This window comes from Micromonospora sp. NPDC005686 (assembly GCF_042871665.1).
GTDB lineage: Bacteria > Actinomycetota > Actinomycetes > Mycobacteriales > Micromonosporaceae > Micromonospora.
In genome coordinates this window covers 22,117-37,660 of record NZ_JBIAIY010000008.1, presented here as the reverse complement: position 1 = coordinate 37,660, position 15,544 = coordinate 22,117, and the positions used below count along the sequence as shown (strand labels likewise).

The following is a 15,544-nucleotide window of genomic DNA, read 5'->3' as shown; positions in this document are numbered from 1 at the left end:
TACTCCTGTCTGGGTGGTGCGGGACGAGCGAGTTGTTCAGTGTGCCCGGGGCGGCGCAGTCGATTCGCGCACCACCAGGCGAGTGGGCAGGATCACCGGGGGCGGCGTCCCGTCGTCGGTGCCGTCGCCGGTGCCGGTGCCGGTGCCGCGCGGCGCCGGCACCAGGCCGGGGTACGGCTCGGTGACCCGTAAGCCGAGCGGGTCGAGCAGGATGCGGGCGGCGAGCAACCCCTGGTCGGCGGCGGGCTGAGCGATGGTGCTCAGGCCGAGCACGCCGGCCAGGTCGTGATCGTCGATGCCGATCACGCTCACGTCCTGGGGCACCCGCAGCCCGGCGTCGCGCAGCGCGGTGATCGCGCCCATCGCCATCTCGTCGCAGGCGGCGAAGATGGCTGTCGGCGGCTCGCCCCGGGCCAGCAGTTCGGCGGTGGCCCGGACGCCCCCGTCGATGGTGAACCGCGACTCGGCGTCGAGGCTCGGGTCGGGCCGCAGCCCGGCGGCCCGCAACGCCTCCTGGTAGCCGAGCCGCCGGTCCAGGTGGGTGGTGAAGGCCAGTTCGTCGTCCGGGTCGCCGGAGATGTGCGCGATCCGGGTGTGGCCGAGGTCGAGCAGGTGGCGGGTGGCGGTCCGGGCGGCGGCCACGTCGTCGATCCGGACGCAGGGCCACCCGGGCACCTGGCCGCCGGAGCTGATCGTCACGCCCGGCAGGCCCAGCTTCGTCAGCGTGTGCACGTCGGCCGCCCGCATCGGGGTGGCGACCAGGATGATCGCGTCCACGCGCTTGTGCAGGCTGGCCGTGCCCAGCACCCGTTGGCGGGTCCGTTCCCGGCCACCGAGGTTGTAGAGGAGCAGGTCGTAGCCGCTGTCCTGGAGGAATTCCTCGACCGCCTCGACCACCGTGCCGAAGAACCATCTGGTGATCCGGGGCACCACCACCGCCACCGTGCCGGTCCGGCCGCCGGCCAGCCGGCTCGCGCTGGGCGACACCGCGTACTGGAGTTGTTCGGCGGCGGCGAGCACCCGGCGGCGGGTCGCGGCCGAGACCGTCGGCAGGCCGCGCAGCGCCCGGGAGACGGTGGCCGTGGACACCCCGGCCAGACGGGCGACGTCGTCAATCCTGGTCATGGTGGGCTCCCCGCACCGATCCGGGTCCCGCCGCCGGCCGTGCCGGCGGCGGGACGCCGGATCAACCCTTGACGCTGCCGGCGAGCAGGCCTCGCACGAAGAAGCGCTGGAGGGACAGGAACACGATCAGCGGTACGACGATCGACACGAACGCGCCTGCGGTGAGCCGCTGCCACTCGTTGCCCCGGGTGCCGGCCAGCTCGGCGAGCCGGACGGTCATCGGGGCGGTCTCGTCGCCGCCACCGGCGAAGATCAGCGCGACCAGCAGGTCGTTCCAGACCCAGAGGAACTGGAAGATGCCGAACGCCGCCAGCGCGGGCATGATCAGCGGCAGCACGATGGTGCGGAAGATCTTCGGGTGCGTGGCCCCGTCGACCCGGGCCGCCTCCATCAGGTCGCCGGGAAGCTGCGAGATGAAGTTGTGCAGCAGGAACACGGCGAACGGAAGCGCGAAGCAGGTGTGCGCGAACCACACCTGGGCGAACTTCTGCTCGTCGACCAGGCCCCATGCCGGGAGGATCTGCACGCCGGCGACCGTGACGCCGGTGGAGAAGAACCGCAGCAGCGGCACCAGGGCCATCTGCAGCGGCACGATCTGCAGCGCGAAGATCCCGATGTAGACCCAGTCCCGCCCCTTGAAGTTCATCCACGCCAGCGCGTACGCGGCGAGCGACGCGAACGCCAGCGGGAACAGCACCGACGGGACGGTGATCGCCAGCGAGTTGATGAAGTAGCTGGCGAGCTGCCCGGACGAGCCCCGGCTGAACAGCACCTCCTGGTAGTTCTCCAGGGTGAACTGCGGGTTGCTGAAGAACGTCCACCAGCCGGTGGTCTTGATCTCGTTCTCCGGCCGGATCGAGGAGATGAACAGGCCGAAGGTCGGGATCGTCCAGAGCATCGCGATGACGATCGACACGAGCGTGGCGGTACGGCTGTTCAGGCGCTTGCGGACCCGGGTGCCCCGGGTGGTCGGCTCGGTGGTGGCCTGGGCGCCGACTCCGACAGTGGGCGTGGCGGTGGTCATCTCAGCCCTCCCGCTGCTTGCGCAGGTTGCGGATCTGGTAGATCACGATCGGGATCACCAGCACGAACAGGAACACCGCCAGCGCCGAGCCCTGACCGTTCTCCTGGTAGCGGAACGCCTGGTTGTACATCTCGGTCGCGATGACGTTCGTGTCGTAGTTGCCGTTGGTGGCGGTCCGGACGATGTCGAAGACCTTGAGCGTGGCGATGGAGATCGTCACCACCACCACGATCAGCGCCGGCCGGATGCTCGGGATGGTGATCCGCCAGAACATCTGCCACGGGGTGGTGCCGTCCAGCCGGGCCGCCTCGACGATGTCGGCCGGGATGGCCTTGATCGCCGCGGAGAGCACCACCATCGCGAAGCCGGCCTGGATCCACACCATGATCACGATGAGCAGGAACGTGTTGAGCGGCGAGTCCAGCAGCCACTGCTTCGGCTCCCCGCCCAGGCTGACCACGATCTGGTTGAGCAGGCCGATCTGGTCGCCCTCGCCCCGGTAGGCGTAGACGAACTTCCAGATGATCGATGCGCCGACGAACGAGATCGCCATCGGCAGGAAGATCAGGGACTTGGCGACCGCCTCGAACCGGGCCTTGTCCACCAGGACCGCGTAGATCAGGCCGAACGCGGTGGCCACCAGCGGCACCAGCAGCACCCAGATCAGTGTGTTGATCAGGACCCGGACGATCGAGTCCTCGGCGAACATCCAGCGGTAGTTGTCCAGGCCCACCCAGTCGTTGCCGCTGGAGTCCATGAAGGAGAGCAGCGTGGTGCGGACGGCCGGGACCACCAGCCCGACGCCGAGCAGCAGCAGCGTCGGCAGCAGGAAGAAGAACGCGAACGAGCCTTCGCCCCGCTTGCGCGGCCGAGGCATCGGCGCACCGCTCGCCGAGACGGCGACCAGCCGTGCCTCCCGGCGCCGGGCGAAGAACGACGGCACCACGTCGAGGAGCAGGAGCAGGCCGCCCACCACCGCGACGAAGGCGATCAACCCATACATCAGCATGAGGAACTTCGGCTGCTCCGCCGCGAAGTCGAACTCCATCGACCCTCCCTCAAGGGTTCGGCTAGCAGAGGTGGTCCGGCCCGCGATGCGGACCGGACCACCTGCTAGATCACTTCCAGCTACCCTCGATGTCGTTCAGGACGGAGGTGGTGTCCTTGCCGTTGATCCAGGCCACCATGCCCTTCCAGAAGGTGCCGGCACCGACGGCGGCCGGCATCAGGTCCGAGCCGTCGAAGCGGAAGACCGTCTTCTCGTCCTGGAGGATGCCCACGGAGAGCTTGTCCACCGGGTTCGGGACGTTGTTGATGTCCAGCTTCTTGTTCGCGGACACCCAGTCACCGATCTTGGCGCGGCTGTTGGCGTACTCGCCGGAGGCCAGGTAGGTCTGCACCGCCTGGACCTCGGGACGGTCGGCGAACGCGCCGACGAACTCGCCGCCGCCCAGCACCGGCTTGCCCTTCGACGGGTCGATGGCCGGGAAGTAGAACGCGAAGACGTCGCCGTCCTCGGCCACCTTGGTGCCCTTAGGCCACTGGTTGGCGTAGAAGGAGGCCTGGCGGTGCAGCGCGCACTTGCCGGCGGTGATCGGCGTGCCGCCCTCCTGGAACGAGGTCGTGGCGACGCTCTTGACGCCGCCGAAGCCGCCGTTCATGTACTTCTCGTTCTTCAGGATGGTGCCGGCCCGGTTGAGCGCGTCGGCGACCTGCGGGTCGTTGAACGGGATCTCGTGGGTGGTCCACTTGTCGTAGACGTCCGGGCCGCCGGTGCGCAGCAGCACGTCCTCGATCCAGTCGGTGGCCGGCCAGCCGGTGGCGTCACCGGACTCGATGCCGGCGCACCACGGCTTGGTGCCGCTCGCCGCGATCTGGTCGGAGAGCTTGATCAGGTCGTCCCACGTGGTGGGGACGGTCCAGCCCTTCTCCTTGAAGGTCTTCGGCGAGTACCACACGAAGGACTTCACGTTGGAGCCGAGCGGGGCGCCGTAGAGCTGGCCGTTGACGGTGCTGTACTTCAGCCAGTCGGGGGAGTAGTTCTGCTCGGCCATCGCCTTGGTGTCGGCGCCGACCGGCTTGAGCTTGCCCGAGTCGACGAAGCGCTTCAGCAGGCCCGGCTGCGGGATGAAGGCGAGGTCCGGGGCGTTGCCGCCGTCCACCCGGACGGGAAGCTGGGCCTCGAACTCGCCGGAGCCCTCGTGGTCGATCTCGATGCCGGTGCAGTCCTCGAACTCCTTCCAGGACTGCTGGAGGCGCTCGTCCTCGATGTCACGGATCGAGGAGTAGATCGTGACCTTCTTGCCGTCGTGGCCCTCGTACTTCTCGTATGCGGCGCACTCGGCCGATCCGGCCTTGTCGCTCTTCTTGTCGTCGCCGGTGCCACAGGCGGCGACGCCGAGCGCCAGCCCCAGGACGCCGGCAACCGCGAGCGTCTGGCGCGATCTGGCAAACGCCATGCCGATCTCCTTCCTTGCCGGCGCGTGGAGGTATCGAACCCGCGCCGGTCCGATGTCGTCCTCATATGTAAGCGCTTGCATCGTGTCGGGTCCACCCCTGATCGGACACGGCCCGGTAACAATCCAGAAACCCTGGCCGCCGCGGTGGGTGCGCTCCCACGAATCTTCCCCGGAACGGAACTTTCTGTCACGATGTCCCCATCGTATTGAAGACTTTCAACATGGGAGGCAGTGGATGCGGAAGCGATGGCTCGCCCTCGGGGCGAGCGTGGCGGTCCTGGCGGCGACTCTCGTGCCGGCCGCGCCGGCGATGGCCGCACCGACGTTCAAGGTCCCGTTCCCGTGCGGCCAGTCCTGGACCGGTAAGACCCGGTCCGATCACAGCCCGGCCAACGCGATCGACTTCAACCGGACCAACGACGAGGGAGACCCGGTGGTCGCCAGCGCGCCCGGCACCGTCGACGTGGTGACCAACCTCGGCGGCGCCAGCTACGGCAGGTACGTCCGGATCAACCACGGTGGCGGCTACACCACCTACTACGCGCACCTGAGCGGCTTCAACGTGTCGGTCGGGCAGACCGTCGGCTACGGCAAGGTGATCGGCTACGTCGGCTCGACCGGCAACTCCAGCGGTCCGCACCTGCACTACGAGCAGCGCCTCAACGGCAGCGATATCAAGATCAAGTTCGGCGGGGTCCAGGCTCTCTACTGGGGCGCCAAGACCTACACCAGCGGCAACGGCTGCGACGGGGCGGACACCGGCGAGGGCACTGTGAACACCGCGGGCTCACCGTTGACGGTCCGGTCCGGGCCGGGCACCGGTTACAGCTCGGTCGGCACCGTGGCCGACGGGGCGACGGTGACCATCCAGTGCCAGACCAACGGCACCAGCGTCAGCGGCACCTACGGGACCAGCACGATCTGGGACCGGATCGGCTCCGGCCGGTTCATCTCCGACGCCTACGTCTACACCGGCTACGACGGCTACATCCCCGGCGTACCCCGCTGCTGAACCCGGCGGGCGCGGGGGCCGGCGGCCCCCGCGCCCGGACCGGTCACGAGTTCAGCCGCCACACCGCGAAGTTCAGCGCGGACGCGAACGTCACCCAGGCCCAGTACGGCAGCATCAGCAGCGTGGCCGGCCGGGAGACGCGCCGGAACAGGGCCACCGTCACGCCGATCGCCAGCCACATCAGCACGATCTCGGCGAACGCCAGCCCGTACGCCCCGGCGCCGAAGAACAGCGGGCTCCAGATCGCGTTGAGCACGAGCTGCACGACCCAGGCCCAGATCGGGGGGCCGAAACCGGCCCGGCGCCAGACCAGCCAGCCGGCGATCGCGATGAGCGCGTAGAGCACGGTCCAGACCGGGCCGAACAGCCACGACGGCGGCGCCCACGCGGGCTGCTCCAGGCTCTGGTACTCGGCGGAGGTGCCCTGGACCCCCAGCCCGCCGATCGCGGCGGCGGCGAACGTGGCGGCGCCGAAGCCGAGCAGCGCCCACCATCTGCGGGCTCCGGTGGTGCGCCGGGCGACACTTCGCGACATCTCCATCGTCGAGATGTTTCCGCTCGGCGGCCCGGCAAACGCGGCACTGCCGCCGGACGCGAAAAGGCCGGGGTCACCCGGCCCGGACGTTCCGGTCCCGCAGGACGGAACACCCGGGCCCGGCGACCCCGGCGGGTACGTGAACCTCGGTTACGTGTTGAAGATGCTGACGCCACCCGGGCCGACCAACAGGCCGACGACGATGAGGACGATGCCCCAGAGGATCTGCCGACGGAACAGGGCAAGAATTCCGGCGACCACCAGTACGACTGCGAGAATCCAGAGAATCAGCTCCATGTCGGCTGAATACCCGGGCGCCCGATCCCGGAAACCTCGCGTTCAGTCGAGCTGATCACCGCCCAGGTGGTAGACGCTGTACGCCTGTTTGATCACCGGGTGCGCCACGTTGCGGACCCGGACCCCGCCCGGCGTGGTGCCGCGCTCGGTGCCGTGGTGGGCGTGCCCGTGCAGCGCCAGCGCGGTGGGGGCGGAGTCGATCGCCTGGCCGAGCTGGTAGCAGCCGAGGAACGGATAGATTTCCAGCGGCTCGCCGGCGAGCGTGTCCGGCACGGGGGAGTAGTGGGTGAGCGCGACGAGCGCGTCGCACTCCAGCGAGAGCAACGCGTCGGCGAGCGCGTCGGCGGCCTCCCGTGTGGTGCGCACGAACGCCTTCATCTCCGGCTCGCCGAAGTCGCTGGCGCAGCGCCCGGCGAACCCGCCGCCGAACCCCTTCACGCCGGCCACCCCGAGCCGTCCGCCGGGGGTGTCCACCACGGTGCCGGTGCCCTCCAGCACGGTGATCCCGGCGTCCTCCAGCACCTTCACCACCTGCGGCACCTCGTCGCACTGGTGGTCGTGGTTGCCGAGCACGGTGATCACCGGTACGCCGAGGCCGCCGAACTCCTGGGCCACGCACCGCGCCTCGGCCTCGGTGCCGTGCCGGGTCAGGTCACCGGCGAGCAGCAGCGCGTCGGCGCGGCCGGGCAGCTCCTCCAGCGCGGGGCGGAACCGGCCCACCACGTCCTCGTCCAGATGCACGTCGCCCACGGCGGCGATCCGGATCACCATCGAACCTCCCTCACGGCAACTCCTCGACCTGGGTGGGCGCCTGGGTGCGGATCACCCCGATGTCGCCGGTCACGGGCGTGTCCGGGAAGCGCTCGGCCACCCGCCGCAGGATCTCCTCCCGCCGGTGCGGGCTCTCCACCTCGCCGTAGAGCACCAGCCCGTTCTCCCGCCGCACCACCGTGATGCCCTGTTCGGCCACGGTCGGGTCCTCGGCCAGCATGCTCTGGATCTCCGCCTCGACGTACTCGTCGGGGGGAACATCGCCGGACTGTCCGGTCACAGGGTCTCCCTTCCGCCGGGCGTGCCGCCGGGCAGCACGTCCAGCCGGTCCAGCAGCACCAGGAACGCCTCCGCGTACGGCGAGTGCTGCGTCTCCTTCCGTACCCGTTCCCAGTCGATCTGTTCCCGCAGTGAGCGGGCCAGCGGCAGGGCGCGGGCGAAGTCGCAGTAGTGCTGGGAGAAGCTCAGCAGCTTGTGCACCATGAGCTGGCTGGCCGAGAGCACCGGCATGTGGATCGCGTCGACCGGGCGCACGATGGTGTCGGCGAACGTCTCCTCGGTGACCGGCGTCTCCACCGGCCGGTGGATCAGGTCCACCATCCGGTCCTCGTCGTAGACCTTCACCAGCCAGTCCTCCGGCGGGCGCTCGGCGGTGAAGCCGGCCTCGACGAGCACCTCCAGCGCCCGCTCGATGTCCGCCTCGCGGAGCAGGAAGTCCACGTCGTGGTCGCTGGAGTGGCCGCCGTGGGCGTACACCGCGAAGCTGCCGCCGAGCGCGAACGGGATCTCGGACTGTTTGAGCACGGCGGCGACCTTCTTCAACGTGTGCACCAGGGTCTCGTCCCCGCGCTCGGCCATCTGCGGCTCCCTCGTCGTCATGGGCGGTGGGACCACGATGCGTACCCGGAGGACGCTTCTGTCACACCTGTCGCCGCGCGATCCGTGCGCCGGGGCAGCAAAGCGACGAACGGCCGAGCGAGCATCGGTCGGATAACCTCGGGAGGGTGGCCAGCTCACTGCGGACGCGGCGGGGCGGGGCCCGACCGCGCATCGTCGCCCTGATCGGCATCGACGGCTCGGGCAAGACCACCCAGGCCCACCGGCTGGCCCAGGCGCTCACCGCCGCCGGTCTTCCCGCCACCTACCACCGCAACGCCGGTGGCCGCCGCTGGCTCGGCCGGCTCGCCCAGCGGGTGGGCCGCGCGGACGCGCAGCGGCTCGTCGGGCGTGACGGCCTGCTCGCGGTCGAGTCGGTGCTGCGGTGGCTGGCCATCGCGCTCGCCCTGTTCAGTCGCCTGGTGACCGGCCGGACCGCGGTGATGGACAGGTGGTCCGCCTGCCAGTACGCCAGCATCCGCGCGCACGGTGGGCAGCGGTGGGAGCGGCTGGCCCGGGCCGGCTACCGGATCTTCCCGGCACCCCGGGTCACGTTCCTGCTCACCGTCGACCCCGCCGAGGCGTACCGCCGGATCGAGCGGCGCGGCACCGACCACGAGAGCATGGCGTGGCTGACCGCCGCGGACGCCGCGTACCGGGAGCTACCCGAGTACGGCGGCTTCGTGGTGGTGGACGGCAACGGCCCGCCGGAGGACGTCGCCCGCCGGATCCGGGCGCACCTGAGCGAGTGGCTGCCCGAGGACCCGTCCGCCGGCCCCGGCCCCGTGCCGGCCGTCCCGCGATGTCCGGCCGGCGGCACCGGCCCGGCCGGCGGCACCGGTCGCGCCGGGCCGCTGCCGGTTCAGGCCCGCCCGTAGACCGGGATGCTCGCGCCGCTCGTGGGCGCGGACTCGGGGGAGGCCAGGAAACGGATGACCTCGGCGATCTCGGCCGGCGGCACCCAGCGCCCGTGGTCGGCGCCGGGCTGGGCGGCGCGGTTGGCCGGGGTGTCGATCACGCTCGGCAGCACCGTGTTGCACCGCACGCCACGCTGCCGGTACTCGACCGCCACCGTGTCGGCGAATGCGCGCACCGCCGCCTTGGCGGTGGCGTAACCGGAGGCGCCGGGGAACGGTGAGACCGCCGCCCGGGCCGAGACGCAGACCACCGCGCCGTCGCCGGAGGCCGCCAGGTGCGGCAGCGCCGCGTGGGTCACCAGGTACGTCGGGCGGAGGTTGAGCCGCAGCATCCGCTCGAAGTCCTCGACCGGGGTCTCGTGCACCAGCCCGCCGGCGGCGTACCCACCGACGAGGTTGACCACCGCGCGCAGCGGCGCCCCCGGCTCGCCGGTCCCGGCCTCGACCGCACGCGCGGCCCCCTCCGGGGTCAGCAGGTCGGCCACGACCCGGACCGGGCCGTCGTCGGTCCCGGGCTCCCGCTGGGGTACGACCACCCGCCAGCCGGCGTCGAGGAAGGTGGCGGTGACCGCGCGGCCGAGTCCGCCCGTGCCTCCGGTCACCAGCACCGTGCGTCGCGTCATGGACACACGCTAGCCAACCGTCGGGCCGACCGGTGGCCCGTGCGGACCGTCCGGCCTGCCCGGCCGAGGCTGACCAGACAGGCCGGGCGGCACGACGGGGGACCGGTGCGCCGGGCGGCAGGAGGGACTCGACCGGACCGGATGAGGCGGTCGGGCTGGGAGAATGGGATCCTTGGCCCGGAGGGGACACGGAAGACGGTAAATTTCCCGATACGCGGTGTCATGGTTGACGCTCACGCCGTGTGAAAGTAAGTTTCATCCGTGGCGAAGAGTCCGAAGATTTCTGCGAGTCACGAGCCCGGTGGACTGATCGTCCACATCAGCGGCCTGCTGCCCTCGCTGTCCCCGGCCGAACAGCGGGTGGCCCGGCTGGTAGTCGCCGATCCGGCGGACGCGGCCCGACGCACGATCACCGACCTCGCCACCGCCGCCGAGACGTCCGAGGCGACAGTGATCCGCTTCTGCCGCTCGGTCGGCATGAACGGCTACCCCCAGTTACGGATCCGGCTCGCCGCCGAGGCCGCCCGCCGGGTCGATCCGCCGGACGCACGGGTGGTCGGCGGCGACATCCCGCCGGGCGCGGATCTCGCCCAGATCATCGCCACGATCGCGTTCAACGACGCCCGGGCCGTCGAGGAGACCGCCGAGCAACTCGACCCGGCGGTCTGCGAGCAGGTGGTCGAGGCGATCGGCGCGGCCGGCCGGATCGACGTCTACGGCGCCGGCGCCAGCGGCTTCGTCGCCTCCGACTTCCAGCAGAAGCTGCACCGCATCGGCCGCATCGCGTTCTACTTCCCGGACGTGCACACCGCGCTCACCTCCGCCGCCCTGCTGGGCCGGGGCGACGTGGCGGTCGGCATCTCGCACACCGGCACCACCTCCGACGTCATCGAGGTGCTGGAGCAGGCGCGGGCACGCGGGGCCACCACCGTGGCGCTCACCAACTTCCCACGCTCGCCGATCACCGAGGTCGCCGACCACGTGCTCACCACCGCCGCGCGCGAGACGACGTACCGCTCCGGCGCGACGGCCAGCCGGCTGGCGCAGCTCACAGTGGTCGACTGCCTCTTCGTCGGGGTGGCCGCCCGCAGCCGGGCCCGGACCAAGAAGGCCTTGGAGGCCACCGCCGAAGCGGTCAAGTCGCACCGGGTCGGTCCCAGCCGGAGGCGGGGATGACGGCGGGCCGGGTGGAGCCCGACGGCGTGGCGGCGATCCAGCCGGTGGTACGTGTCGGCGCACCGACCGAGCGGCGCAACCCGCACAGCGTCGACCTCGACCTGATGTCCACCCGGGACGTGCTCACCGTGATCAACGAGGCGGACCGGCGGGTGCCGGCCGCGGTCGCCGCGGTGCTGGACGAGATCGCCGAGACAGTCGATCTGGCCGTGGCCGCGCTGTGCGACGGCCACTGCGTGCACTACTTCGGGGCGGGCACCTCCGGCCGCCTCGGCGTGCTCGACGCGGCCGAACTGGCACCCACGTTCAACTCGCCGCGGCACTGGTTCTGCTCGCACCTGGCCGGTGGCCCGGACGCGATGTGGCACGCGGTCGAGGACGCCGAGGACGACGAGCGCGCCGGCGCCGCCGAGGCCGCCGAGTGCGTACGCCCCGGTGACCTCGTGGTGGGCCTGGCGGCCAGCGGGCGCACCCCGTACGTCCTCGGGGCGCTCGCCGCGTCCCAGGCCCAGGGGGCCGGTACGGTGCTGCTCTGCGCGAACCCGGAGGCCGCGGCCGCCGCGTCGGTGGACGTCTTCATCGGGGTGGACACCGGGCCGGAGGTGGTCACCGGGTCGACCCGGATGAAGGCGGGCACGGCGCAGAAGCTGGTGCTCAACACGTTCTCCACGGCCGTGATGGTGCGTCTGGGCCGGGTCTACTCGAACCTGATGATCGACATGGTGGCCACGAACGCCAAACTCCGTGGCCGCATGATCTCGATTCTCATGGAGGCCACCGGCTGCGCCGAGGAGGTGTGCCAGGTCGCCCTGCGGGAGGCCGACGGCGACCTCAAGACAGCGCTCGTCGCGCTGGTGTCCGGCGCCGAGGTGCCGGCCGCCCGGGCCGCGCTGGCCCGCTCCGCCCACCAGGTACGCGACGCGCTCGCCCTGCTCGCCTCCTGACCGTCCCGGCCCCTCCCGCCCGCCCGATTCCACCCGCCGGTGCATCCGCCCGGCGGGTGCGAGGCGTATCACGTGCAGGGAGGGGACGACTCCTCCGGTACGGATTGTTCAACGAGGCGGAGGGTAATCCTTGAGCATGGCTGAACCGGCCGGCCCGCAGGCGCGTATCTCGCAGTGAGCAGGATCGCAACGACCCGGTGACGCGGCTCGCTGTGTTCATGGAAGAGGCAATGGTGCCATTCCATGGGCAAACGGTGATTCCGCAGCTCCGGTATGCGTCGAAATCGGCGGCCGGGAACGCCGGAACCGGGCCGGTAACAGGAAACATGGACCGGGCTCTCAGCTACTACTCAGGCATTCGTGACAGTTTCGACTCACGACATGGAATCCCCGACACGTCGCATCTGTTGTGTAGGTGTCAGCACCTACGGGCACAGCGGAGGCTGCGGGGAGGGCTGATGAACGTGGGGATGGCAAGGAACCGGGCAACCGGCGCGAGCGAGGGGACCGTGGCAATCGTGGACAAGAACATCGGCATGCGTACCGACGAGGTCGCCGAGGAGCGGGACCTGGTCGGCGTCTACCTGCACGAGATCTCCCGGACGCCGCTGCTCGACGCCGCCCGGGAGGTCGACCTCTCCAAGGCGATCGAGGCGGGCCTCTACGCCGAGCACCTGCTCGACGAGGGGCGCATCCCCGACGGCGCCGACCGGGAGGACCTGGAACGGCTGGTCATCGAGGGCGAGCGCGCGAAGGACCTGTTCATCCGCGCGAACCTGCGACTGGTCGTGTCGATCGCCCGGCGCTACGTGCGCTCCGGCATGCCCATGCTGGACCTGATCCAGGAGGGCAACACCGGCCTGGTCCGGGCGGTCGAGAAGTTCGACTACGAGCGCGGCTTCAAGTTCTCCACCTACGCGACCTGGTGGATCCGTCAGGCGATCAGCCGGGCGATCGCCCAGCAGGAGCGGACCGTACGGCTGCCCGTGCACCTGGTCGAGGACGTCAACCGGATGCGCAACGTGGCCCGGCAGCTCACCCGTGAGCTGGGCGGCGACCCGGAGCCGGAGCAGATCGCGACCGCGCTCGGCGTGACCGTCGAGCGGGTAAACGAGCTGGTCCGCTGGTCGCAGGACACCGTCTCGCTGGACACCCCGGTCGGTGACGACGGCGACACCAAGCTCGGTGACCTGGTCGCCGACAGCGACGCGCCGTCGCCCGAGGAGATCGTGCTGACCGGCCTGGAGCGGCAGCGGATCGAGGGTCTGCTCAACCACCTCGACGACCGCTCCGCGGGCATCATGCGGGCCCGGTACGGCCTGGAGGACGGGCGTGAGCACTCGCTGACCGAGGTCGCGTCGCGGTTCTCGCTGTCCCGCGAGCGCATCCGCCAGCTGGAGATCCAGGCTCTCGGCCGGCTGCGTGAGCTGGCTCGCGCGGAGGGGCTCCAGGCGGCCTGACCTGGTAACAATTAACGGCGAACGGCCGGCGTCCGACAGGGGGACGCCGGCCGTTCGCCGTCTGTCGTGCTCAGACCCGGCCGTAGCCGGCGATCGACATGATGTTCATACCGCGCTTGCTGACGTTGCGTCCGGCGCTCGGCGCGTCGATGATCTGGCCGTTGCCGACGTACAGCGCCACGTGCCCGAGCCCGGAGTAGAACACCAGGTCACCCGGTTGCAGCTCGCTGCGACTGATCCGGGTGGTGGCGCTCCACTGCCGCGCCGCGCTGTGCGGCAGCGACTTCCCGGCCGCCCGCCACGCGGCGAGCGTCAGACCGGAGCAGTCGTAGCTGCCGGGGCCGTCCTGGGCGTAGCCGTAGGGCTTGCCGACCGCGCCGTAGGCGTAGCGCACCGCGGTGCCGGCGGCACCGGAGACGGCCGGCGGCTTGCCCGCCGAACTCGGCTTGGCGGGCGCCTCGGTGGCCCGCCCGTACGCCTTGCGCCGCATCTCGTAGAGGCCGGACAGGTCCGCCTCGATCCGCGTCTTGGCGGACTTGAGCTGCTTGGCCTGCGCGGCCTCCCGGGCGAGCGTGGCGTCCAGCCGGGTCTTCTGGTCGATCAGCCGCTGCTGGTCGGCGGTGAAGCTGTTGATGGTGCGCTGCCGCTGGCGGGTGAGCTGATCGAGCGTGCCCAGCCGCTCCGGCAGTGTGGCCTGGCCACCCGGGTCCAGTAGGGCCGCCGCGGTGCGCATGCCACCGGTCTTGTACGCCGTCGCGGCCAGTACGCCCACGTCGGCGCGGCTGCGTTCGGCCTGGTCCTGCAACGGCCCGATCCGGGCCTCCAACTTGGCCGCGGTGGCCTTGTTGGCCTTGATGTCCTCGTTGAGCTTGTTGTAGGACTCGACGATTCGCTCCAGCTCAGTCGAGGACTTCTCGATCTGCTTCGTCAGCTCGGTGGGGGTGGGCTCGGCCCGGGCCACCTGCGCCGGGGCGAGCAGTGCGGCCGAGAGGCCGGCCACCGCCAGCGAGCGGAGCAGCATCCGTAAGGACGACAAGAGCGGAAAGCTCCTCTCCCACCGGTCGCCTGGCACGTACAGCGGCCCGGCGACACCGGCCCGGGGCCATCCGGGTGGATGGCTGTCGACCGGGCCGACCTGGACAACCTAACCCGTGATCGCAGTAACCGGGAGTTCAAGCAGGGGCGAAAGTTGGCAAAGTGGCGGAAAGTGACGAGAGGGAGTCGGCGGGTGGATGAGGCGACTCGCCCGATTCGTCGTTCTGGGCGGATGTAGCCAGGCAACGGCGGGCAAAGTCGTGACAAAGACGGAAATCATTCTCTGTTTCCGGCTGGCATGGCCGGGCCGGTGGGTCGCGCGAGCGCCGAAACCCGAGGTCAGGTGGCGCAAGGCCACCACAATGAAGCCCGGACGGGAAATCCCACCACGGGATCCCTGCTCCCGGGAGGCCGCCGTGCAGACCGACCGCTCCGCCACCCAGCCGACCCGCTCGCCTCGACCGGCCGCCCCCAGGCTGCTCTACGCCCGGCCGGGCATCGTCGTCACCGCCGAGCGCTTCACCGTCGGCCGCAACACCTGGCCGGTGGCCGGGATCACCCAGCTCCGGACCGACCGCGGGCCGCACGACCGGCTCGCCGTCCGGGCCGTCGCCGTCTCCGCCGCGATGATCGCCGCGGTCGGCCTGCTGCTGGGGTTCACCGGCGGCCTGCACCGGCTCACCGCCGGTGCGTACCTCGTGCTCGGCGCGGTCGGGCTGGTGCCGCTGCTGCTCGTGCTGGTCGGCGACCGCGTGCGGCCCCCGGCGCACGAGCTGTGGGGCCGGGTGGGCGGCACCGAGGTGCTGCTGTTCAGCAGCGACGACGAGCGGCAGTTCGGTCAGGTCGCCCGCGCGCTGGCGCGGGCCCGGGAGGCGTCGCGGCCGGGCGGCTGGGCCGATCCGCCGTCGGCCGAGCCGTGGCGGCCGGCTCGATGAGCCGCGGTCAGCCCGCGACCGGCTCCGGGATACGCGACCGGCTCTCGGCAGCCACCCAGTGGCTCACCCGGCGCTCGGCGTAGAACGAGACGAACGGCACGGTGCCGGCGAGCATCACCAGCAGCATCCGCTTCAGCGGCCAGTCCGCCCGGCGGGACAGGTCGAACGTGAGCGCCAGATAGAGCATGTACAGCCAGCCGTGCGCCACGCCGACCACGGCCACCACGCTCGGGTTGTCGAAGCCGTACTTCAGCGGCATGCCGATCAGGACCAGCACCACGAGCGCCACGCCCACGATCCAGGCGATCACGCGGTACCGGGTAAAGGCTCCGCCCACCGTCGTCCGTCCTTCCGC

17 protein-coding genes and 1 pseudogene are annotated in these 15,544 nt (G+C 70.9%); 6 read left to right on the top strand and 12 right to left on the bottom strand.

What is annotated here, in order from left to right; all coding sequences use genetic code 11:
• Positions 1-36: 36 nt before the first annotated feature.
• From ACFYON_RS19170 to ACFYON_RS19155, 4 genes are all read right to left on the bottom strand, one after another.
• Positions 37-1,125: a LacI family DNA-binding transcriptional regulator gene (locus tag ACFYON_RS19170; RefSeq protein ID WP_355095259.1), complete on the bottom strand. Its 1,089-nt coding sequence runs from the start codon at positions 1,123-1,125 to the stop codon at positions 37-39.
• A 61-nt stretch (positions 1,126-1,186) separates the two neighbouring features.
• On the bottom strand, positions 1,187-2,149 hold the full coding sequence (locus tag ACFYON_RS19165; protein WP_354871048.1) for a carbohydrate ABC transporter permease: 963 nt from the start codon (positions 2,147-2,149) through the stop codon (positions 1,187-1,189).
• 1 nt (position 2,150) lies between these two features.
• Positions 2,151-3,197: a sugar ABC transporter permease gene (locus ACFYON_RS19160; protein WP_354871045.1), complete on the bottom strand. Its 1,047-nt coding sequence runs from the start codon at positions 3,195-3,197 to the stop codon at positions 2,151-2,153.
• A 70-nt stretch (positions 3,198-3,267) separates the two neighbouring features.
• On the bottom strand, positions 3,268-4,608 hold the full coding sequence (locus ACFYON_RS19155; protein WP_354871042.1) for an ABC transporter substrate-binding protein: 1,341 nt from the start codon (positions 4,606-4,608) through the stop codon (positions 3,268-3,270).
• A 235-nt stretch (positions 4,609-4,843) separates the two neighbouring features.
• Between ACFYON_RS19155 and ACFYON_RS19150 the strand changes: the two genes are divergently transcribed.
• Positions 4,844-5,620: a peptidoglycan DD-metalloendopeptidase family protein gene (locus ACFYON_RS19150; protein ID WP_354871039.1), complete on the top strand. Its 777-nt coding sequence runs from the start codon at positions 4,844-4,846 to the stop codon at positions 5,618-5,620.
• Positions 5,621-5,663: 43 nt separating this feature from the next.
• Here ACFYON_RS19150 and ACFYON_RS19145 read toward each other — a convergent pair whose 3' ends face one another.
• The 5 genes and pseudogenes from ACFYON_RS19145 to ACFYON_RS19125 form a co-directional block, all read right to left on the bottom strand.
• Complete coding sequence (locus ACFYON_RS19145) at positions 5,664-6,161, bottom strand: TspO/MBR family protein (protein WP_354871036.1); 498 nt, start codon at positions 6,159-6,161, stop codon at positions 5,664-5,666.
• 144 nt (positions 6,162-6,305) lie between these two features.
• Entirely contained in the window at positions 6,306-6,452 is a 147-nt protein-coding gene (locus tag ACFYON_RS19140) for a GPGG-motif small membrane protein (RefSeq protein ID WP_013288160.1), read from the bottom strand.
• Positions 6,443-7,223, bottom strand: a pseudogene (locus tag ACFYON_RS19135) (metallophosphoesterase). The gene ACFYON_RS19140 and the pseudogene ACFYON_RS19135 overlap by 10 nt, the downstream one beginning before the upstream one ends.
• A 10-nt stretch (positions 7,224-7,233) precedes the next feature.
• Entirely contained in the window at positions 7,234-7,443 is a 210-nt protein-coding gene (locus tag ACFYON_RS19130; protein WP_354871279.1) for a hypothetical protein, read from the bottom strand.
• A 56-nt stretch (positions 7,444-7,499) separates the two neighbouring features.
• The gene (locus tag ACFYON_RS19125) at positions 7,500-8,081 is read right to left on the bottom strand and encodes a nucleotidyltransferase (protein ID WP_354871034.1); all 582 of its coding nucleotides are present in this window, start codon (positions 8,079-8,081) and stop codon (positions 7,500-7,502) included.
• Between the two features lie 146 nt (positions 8,082-8,227).
• Here ACFYON_RS19125 and ACFYON_RS19120 point away from each other — a divergent pair, with 146 nt between their 5' ends.
• A complete protein-coding gene (locus ACFYON_RS19120; RefSeq protein WP_354871032.1) occupies positions 8,228-8,977 on the top strand; it encodes a dTMP kinase in 750 nt (249 codons plus the stop codon).
• Here the strand turns inward: ACFYON_RS19120 and ACFYON_RS19115 are convergent.
• Positions 8,962-9,639: an SDR family NAD(P)-dependent oxidoreductase gene (locus ACFYON_RS19115; protein WP_354871030.1), complete on the bottom strand. Its 678-nt coding sequence runs from the start codon at positions 9,637-9,639 to the stop codon at positions 8,962-8,964. The two genes, ACFYON_RS19120 and ACFYON_RS19115, sit on opposite strands and share 16 nt — an antisense overlap.
• Before the next feature lie 261 nt (positions 9,640-9,900).
• Here ACFYON_RS19115 and ACFYON_RS19110 point away from each other — a divergent pair, with 261 nt between their 5' ends.
• From ACFYON_RS19110 to ACFYON_RS19100, 3 genes are all read left to right on the top strand, one after another.
• Positions 9,901-10,815: a MurR/RpiR family transcriptional regulator gene (locus tag ACFYON_RS19110; protein ID WP_354871027.1), complete on the top strand. Its 915-nt coding sequence runs from the start codon at positions 9,901-9,903 to the stop codon at positions 10,813-10,815.
• Positions 10,812-11,759, top strand: a complete 948-nt coding sequence (locus tag ACFYON_RS19105; protein WP_354871024.1) for an N-acetylmuramic acid 6-phosphate etherase — start codon at positions 10,812-10,814, stop codon at positions 11,757-11,759. Before ACFYON_RS19110 ends, ACFYON_RS19105 begins: the two co-directional genes overlap by 4 nt.
• A gap of 470 nt (positions 11,760-12,229) precedes the next feature.
• A complete protein-coding gene (locus ACFYON_RS19100) occupies positions 12,230-13,219 on the top strand; it encodes a sigma-70 family RNA polymerase sigma factor (protein ID WP_354871276.1) in 990 nt (329 codons plus the stop codon).
• A 70-nt stretch (positions 13,220-13,289) separates the two neighbouring features.
• On the opposite strand, the gene ACFYON_RS19095 is transcribed toward ACFYON_RS19100, so the two are convergent.
• Entirely contained in the window at positions 13,290-14,255 is a 966-nt protein-coding gene (locus tag ACFYON_RS19095; protein WP_354871021.1) for an NlpC/P60 family protein, read from the bottom strand.
• A gap of 415 nt (positions 14,256-14,670) precedes the next feature.
• On the opposite strand from ACFYON_RS19095, the gene ACFYON_RS19090 reads away from it, so the two are divergent.
• Complete coding sequence (locus ACFYON_RS19090; RefSeq protein ID WP_354871019.1) at positions 14,671-15,189, top strand: DUF6232 family protein; 519 nt, start codon at positions 14,671-14,673, stop codon at positions 15,187-15,189.
• Between the two features lie 7 nt (positions 15,190-15,196).
• On the opposite strand, the gene ACFYON_RS19085 is transcribed toward ACFYON_RS19090, so the two are convergent.
• Positions 15,197-15,526 (bottom strand): DUF3817 domain-containing protein, encoded by a 330-nt coding sequence (locus ACFYON_RS19085; protein WP_354871016.1) that lies wholly within the window; start codon positions 15,524-15,526, stop codon positions 15,197-15,199.
• Between the last annotated feature and the right edge of the window lie 18 nt (positions 15,527-15,544).

What these genes read in the sequence shown, in the direction of transcription:
- ACFYON_RS19100 (WP_354871276.1), top strand. Translation starts at nt 12,230, where the DNA reads ATGGCAAGGAACCGGGCAACCGGCGCGAGCGAGGGGACCGTGGCAATC.
- ACFYON_RS19165 (WP_354871048.1), bottom strand. Translation starts at nt 2,149, where the DNA reads ATGACCACCGCCACGCCCACTGTCGGAGTCGGCGCCCAGGCCACCACC.
- ACFYON_RS19145 (WP_354871036.1), bottom strand. Translation starts at nt 6,161, where the DNA reads ATGGAGATGTCGCGAAGTGTCGCCCGGCGCACCACCGGAGCCCGCAGA.
- ACFYON_RS19140 (WP_013288160.1), bottom strand. Translation starts at nt 6,452, where the DNA reads ATGGAGCTGATTCTCTGGATTCTCGCAGTCGTACTGGTGGTCGCCGGA.
- ACFYON_RS19105 (WP_354871024.1), top strand. Translation starts at nt 10,812, where the DNA reads ATGACGGCGGGCCGGGTGGAGCCCGACGGCGTGGCGGCGATCCAGCCG.
- ACFYON_RS19115 (WP_354871030.1), bottom strand. Translation starts at nt 9,639, where the DNA reads ATGACGCGACGCACGGTGCTGGTGACCGGAGGCACGGGCGGACTCGGC.
- ACFYON_RS19155 (WP_354871042.1), bottom strand. Translation starts at nt 4,608, where the DNA reads ATGGCGTTTGCCAGATCGCGCCAGACGCTCGCGGTTGCCGGCGTCCTG.
- ACFYON_RS19150 (WP_354871039.1), top strand. Translation starts at nt 4,844, where the DNA reads ATGCGGAAGCGATGGCTCGCCCTCGGGGCGAGCGTGGCGGTCCTGGCG.
- ACFYON_RS19170 (WP_355095259.1), bottom strand. Translation starts at nt 1,125, where the DNA reads ATGACCAGGATTGACGACGTCGCCCGTCTGGCCGGGGTGTCCACGGCC.
- ACFYON_RS19160 (WP_354871045.1), bottom strand. Translation starts at nt 3,197, where the DNA reads ATGGAGTTCGACTTCGCGGCGGAGCAGCCGAAGTTCCTCATGCTGATG.
- ACFYON_RS19125 (WP_354871034.1), bottom strand. Translation starts at nt 8,081, where the DNA reads ATGGCCGAGCGCGGGGACGAGACCCTGGTGCACACGTTGAAGAAGGTC.
- ACFYON_RS19130 (WP_354871279.1), bottom strand. Translation starts at nt 7,443, where the DNA reads ATGCTGGCCGAGGACCCGACCGTGGCCGAACAGGGCATCACGGTGGTG.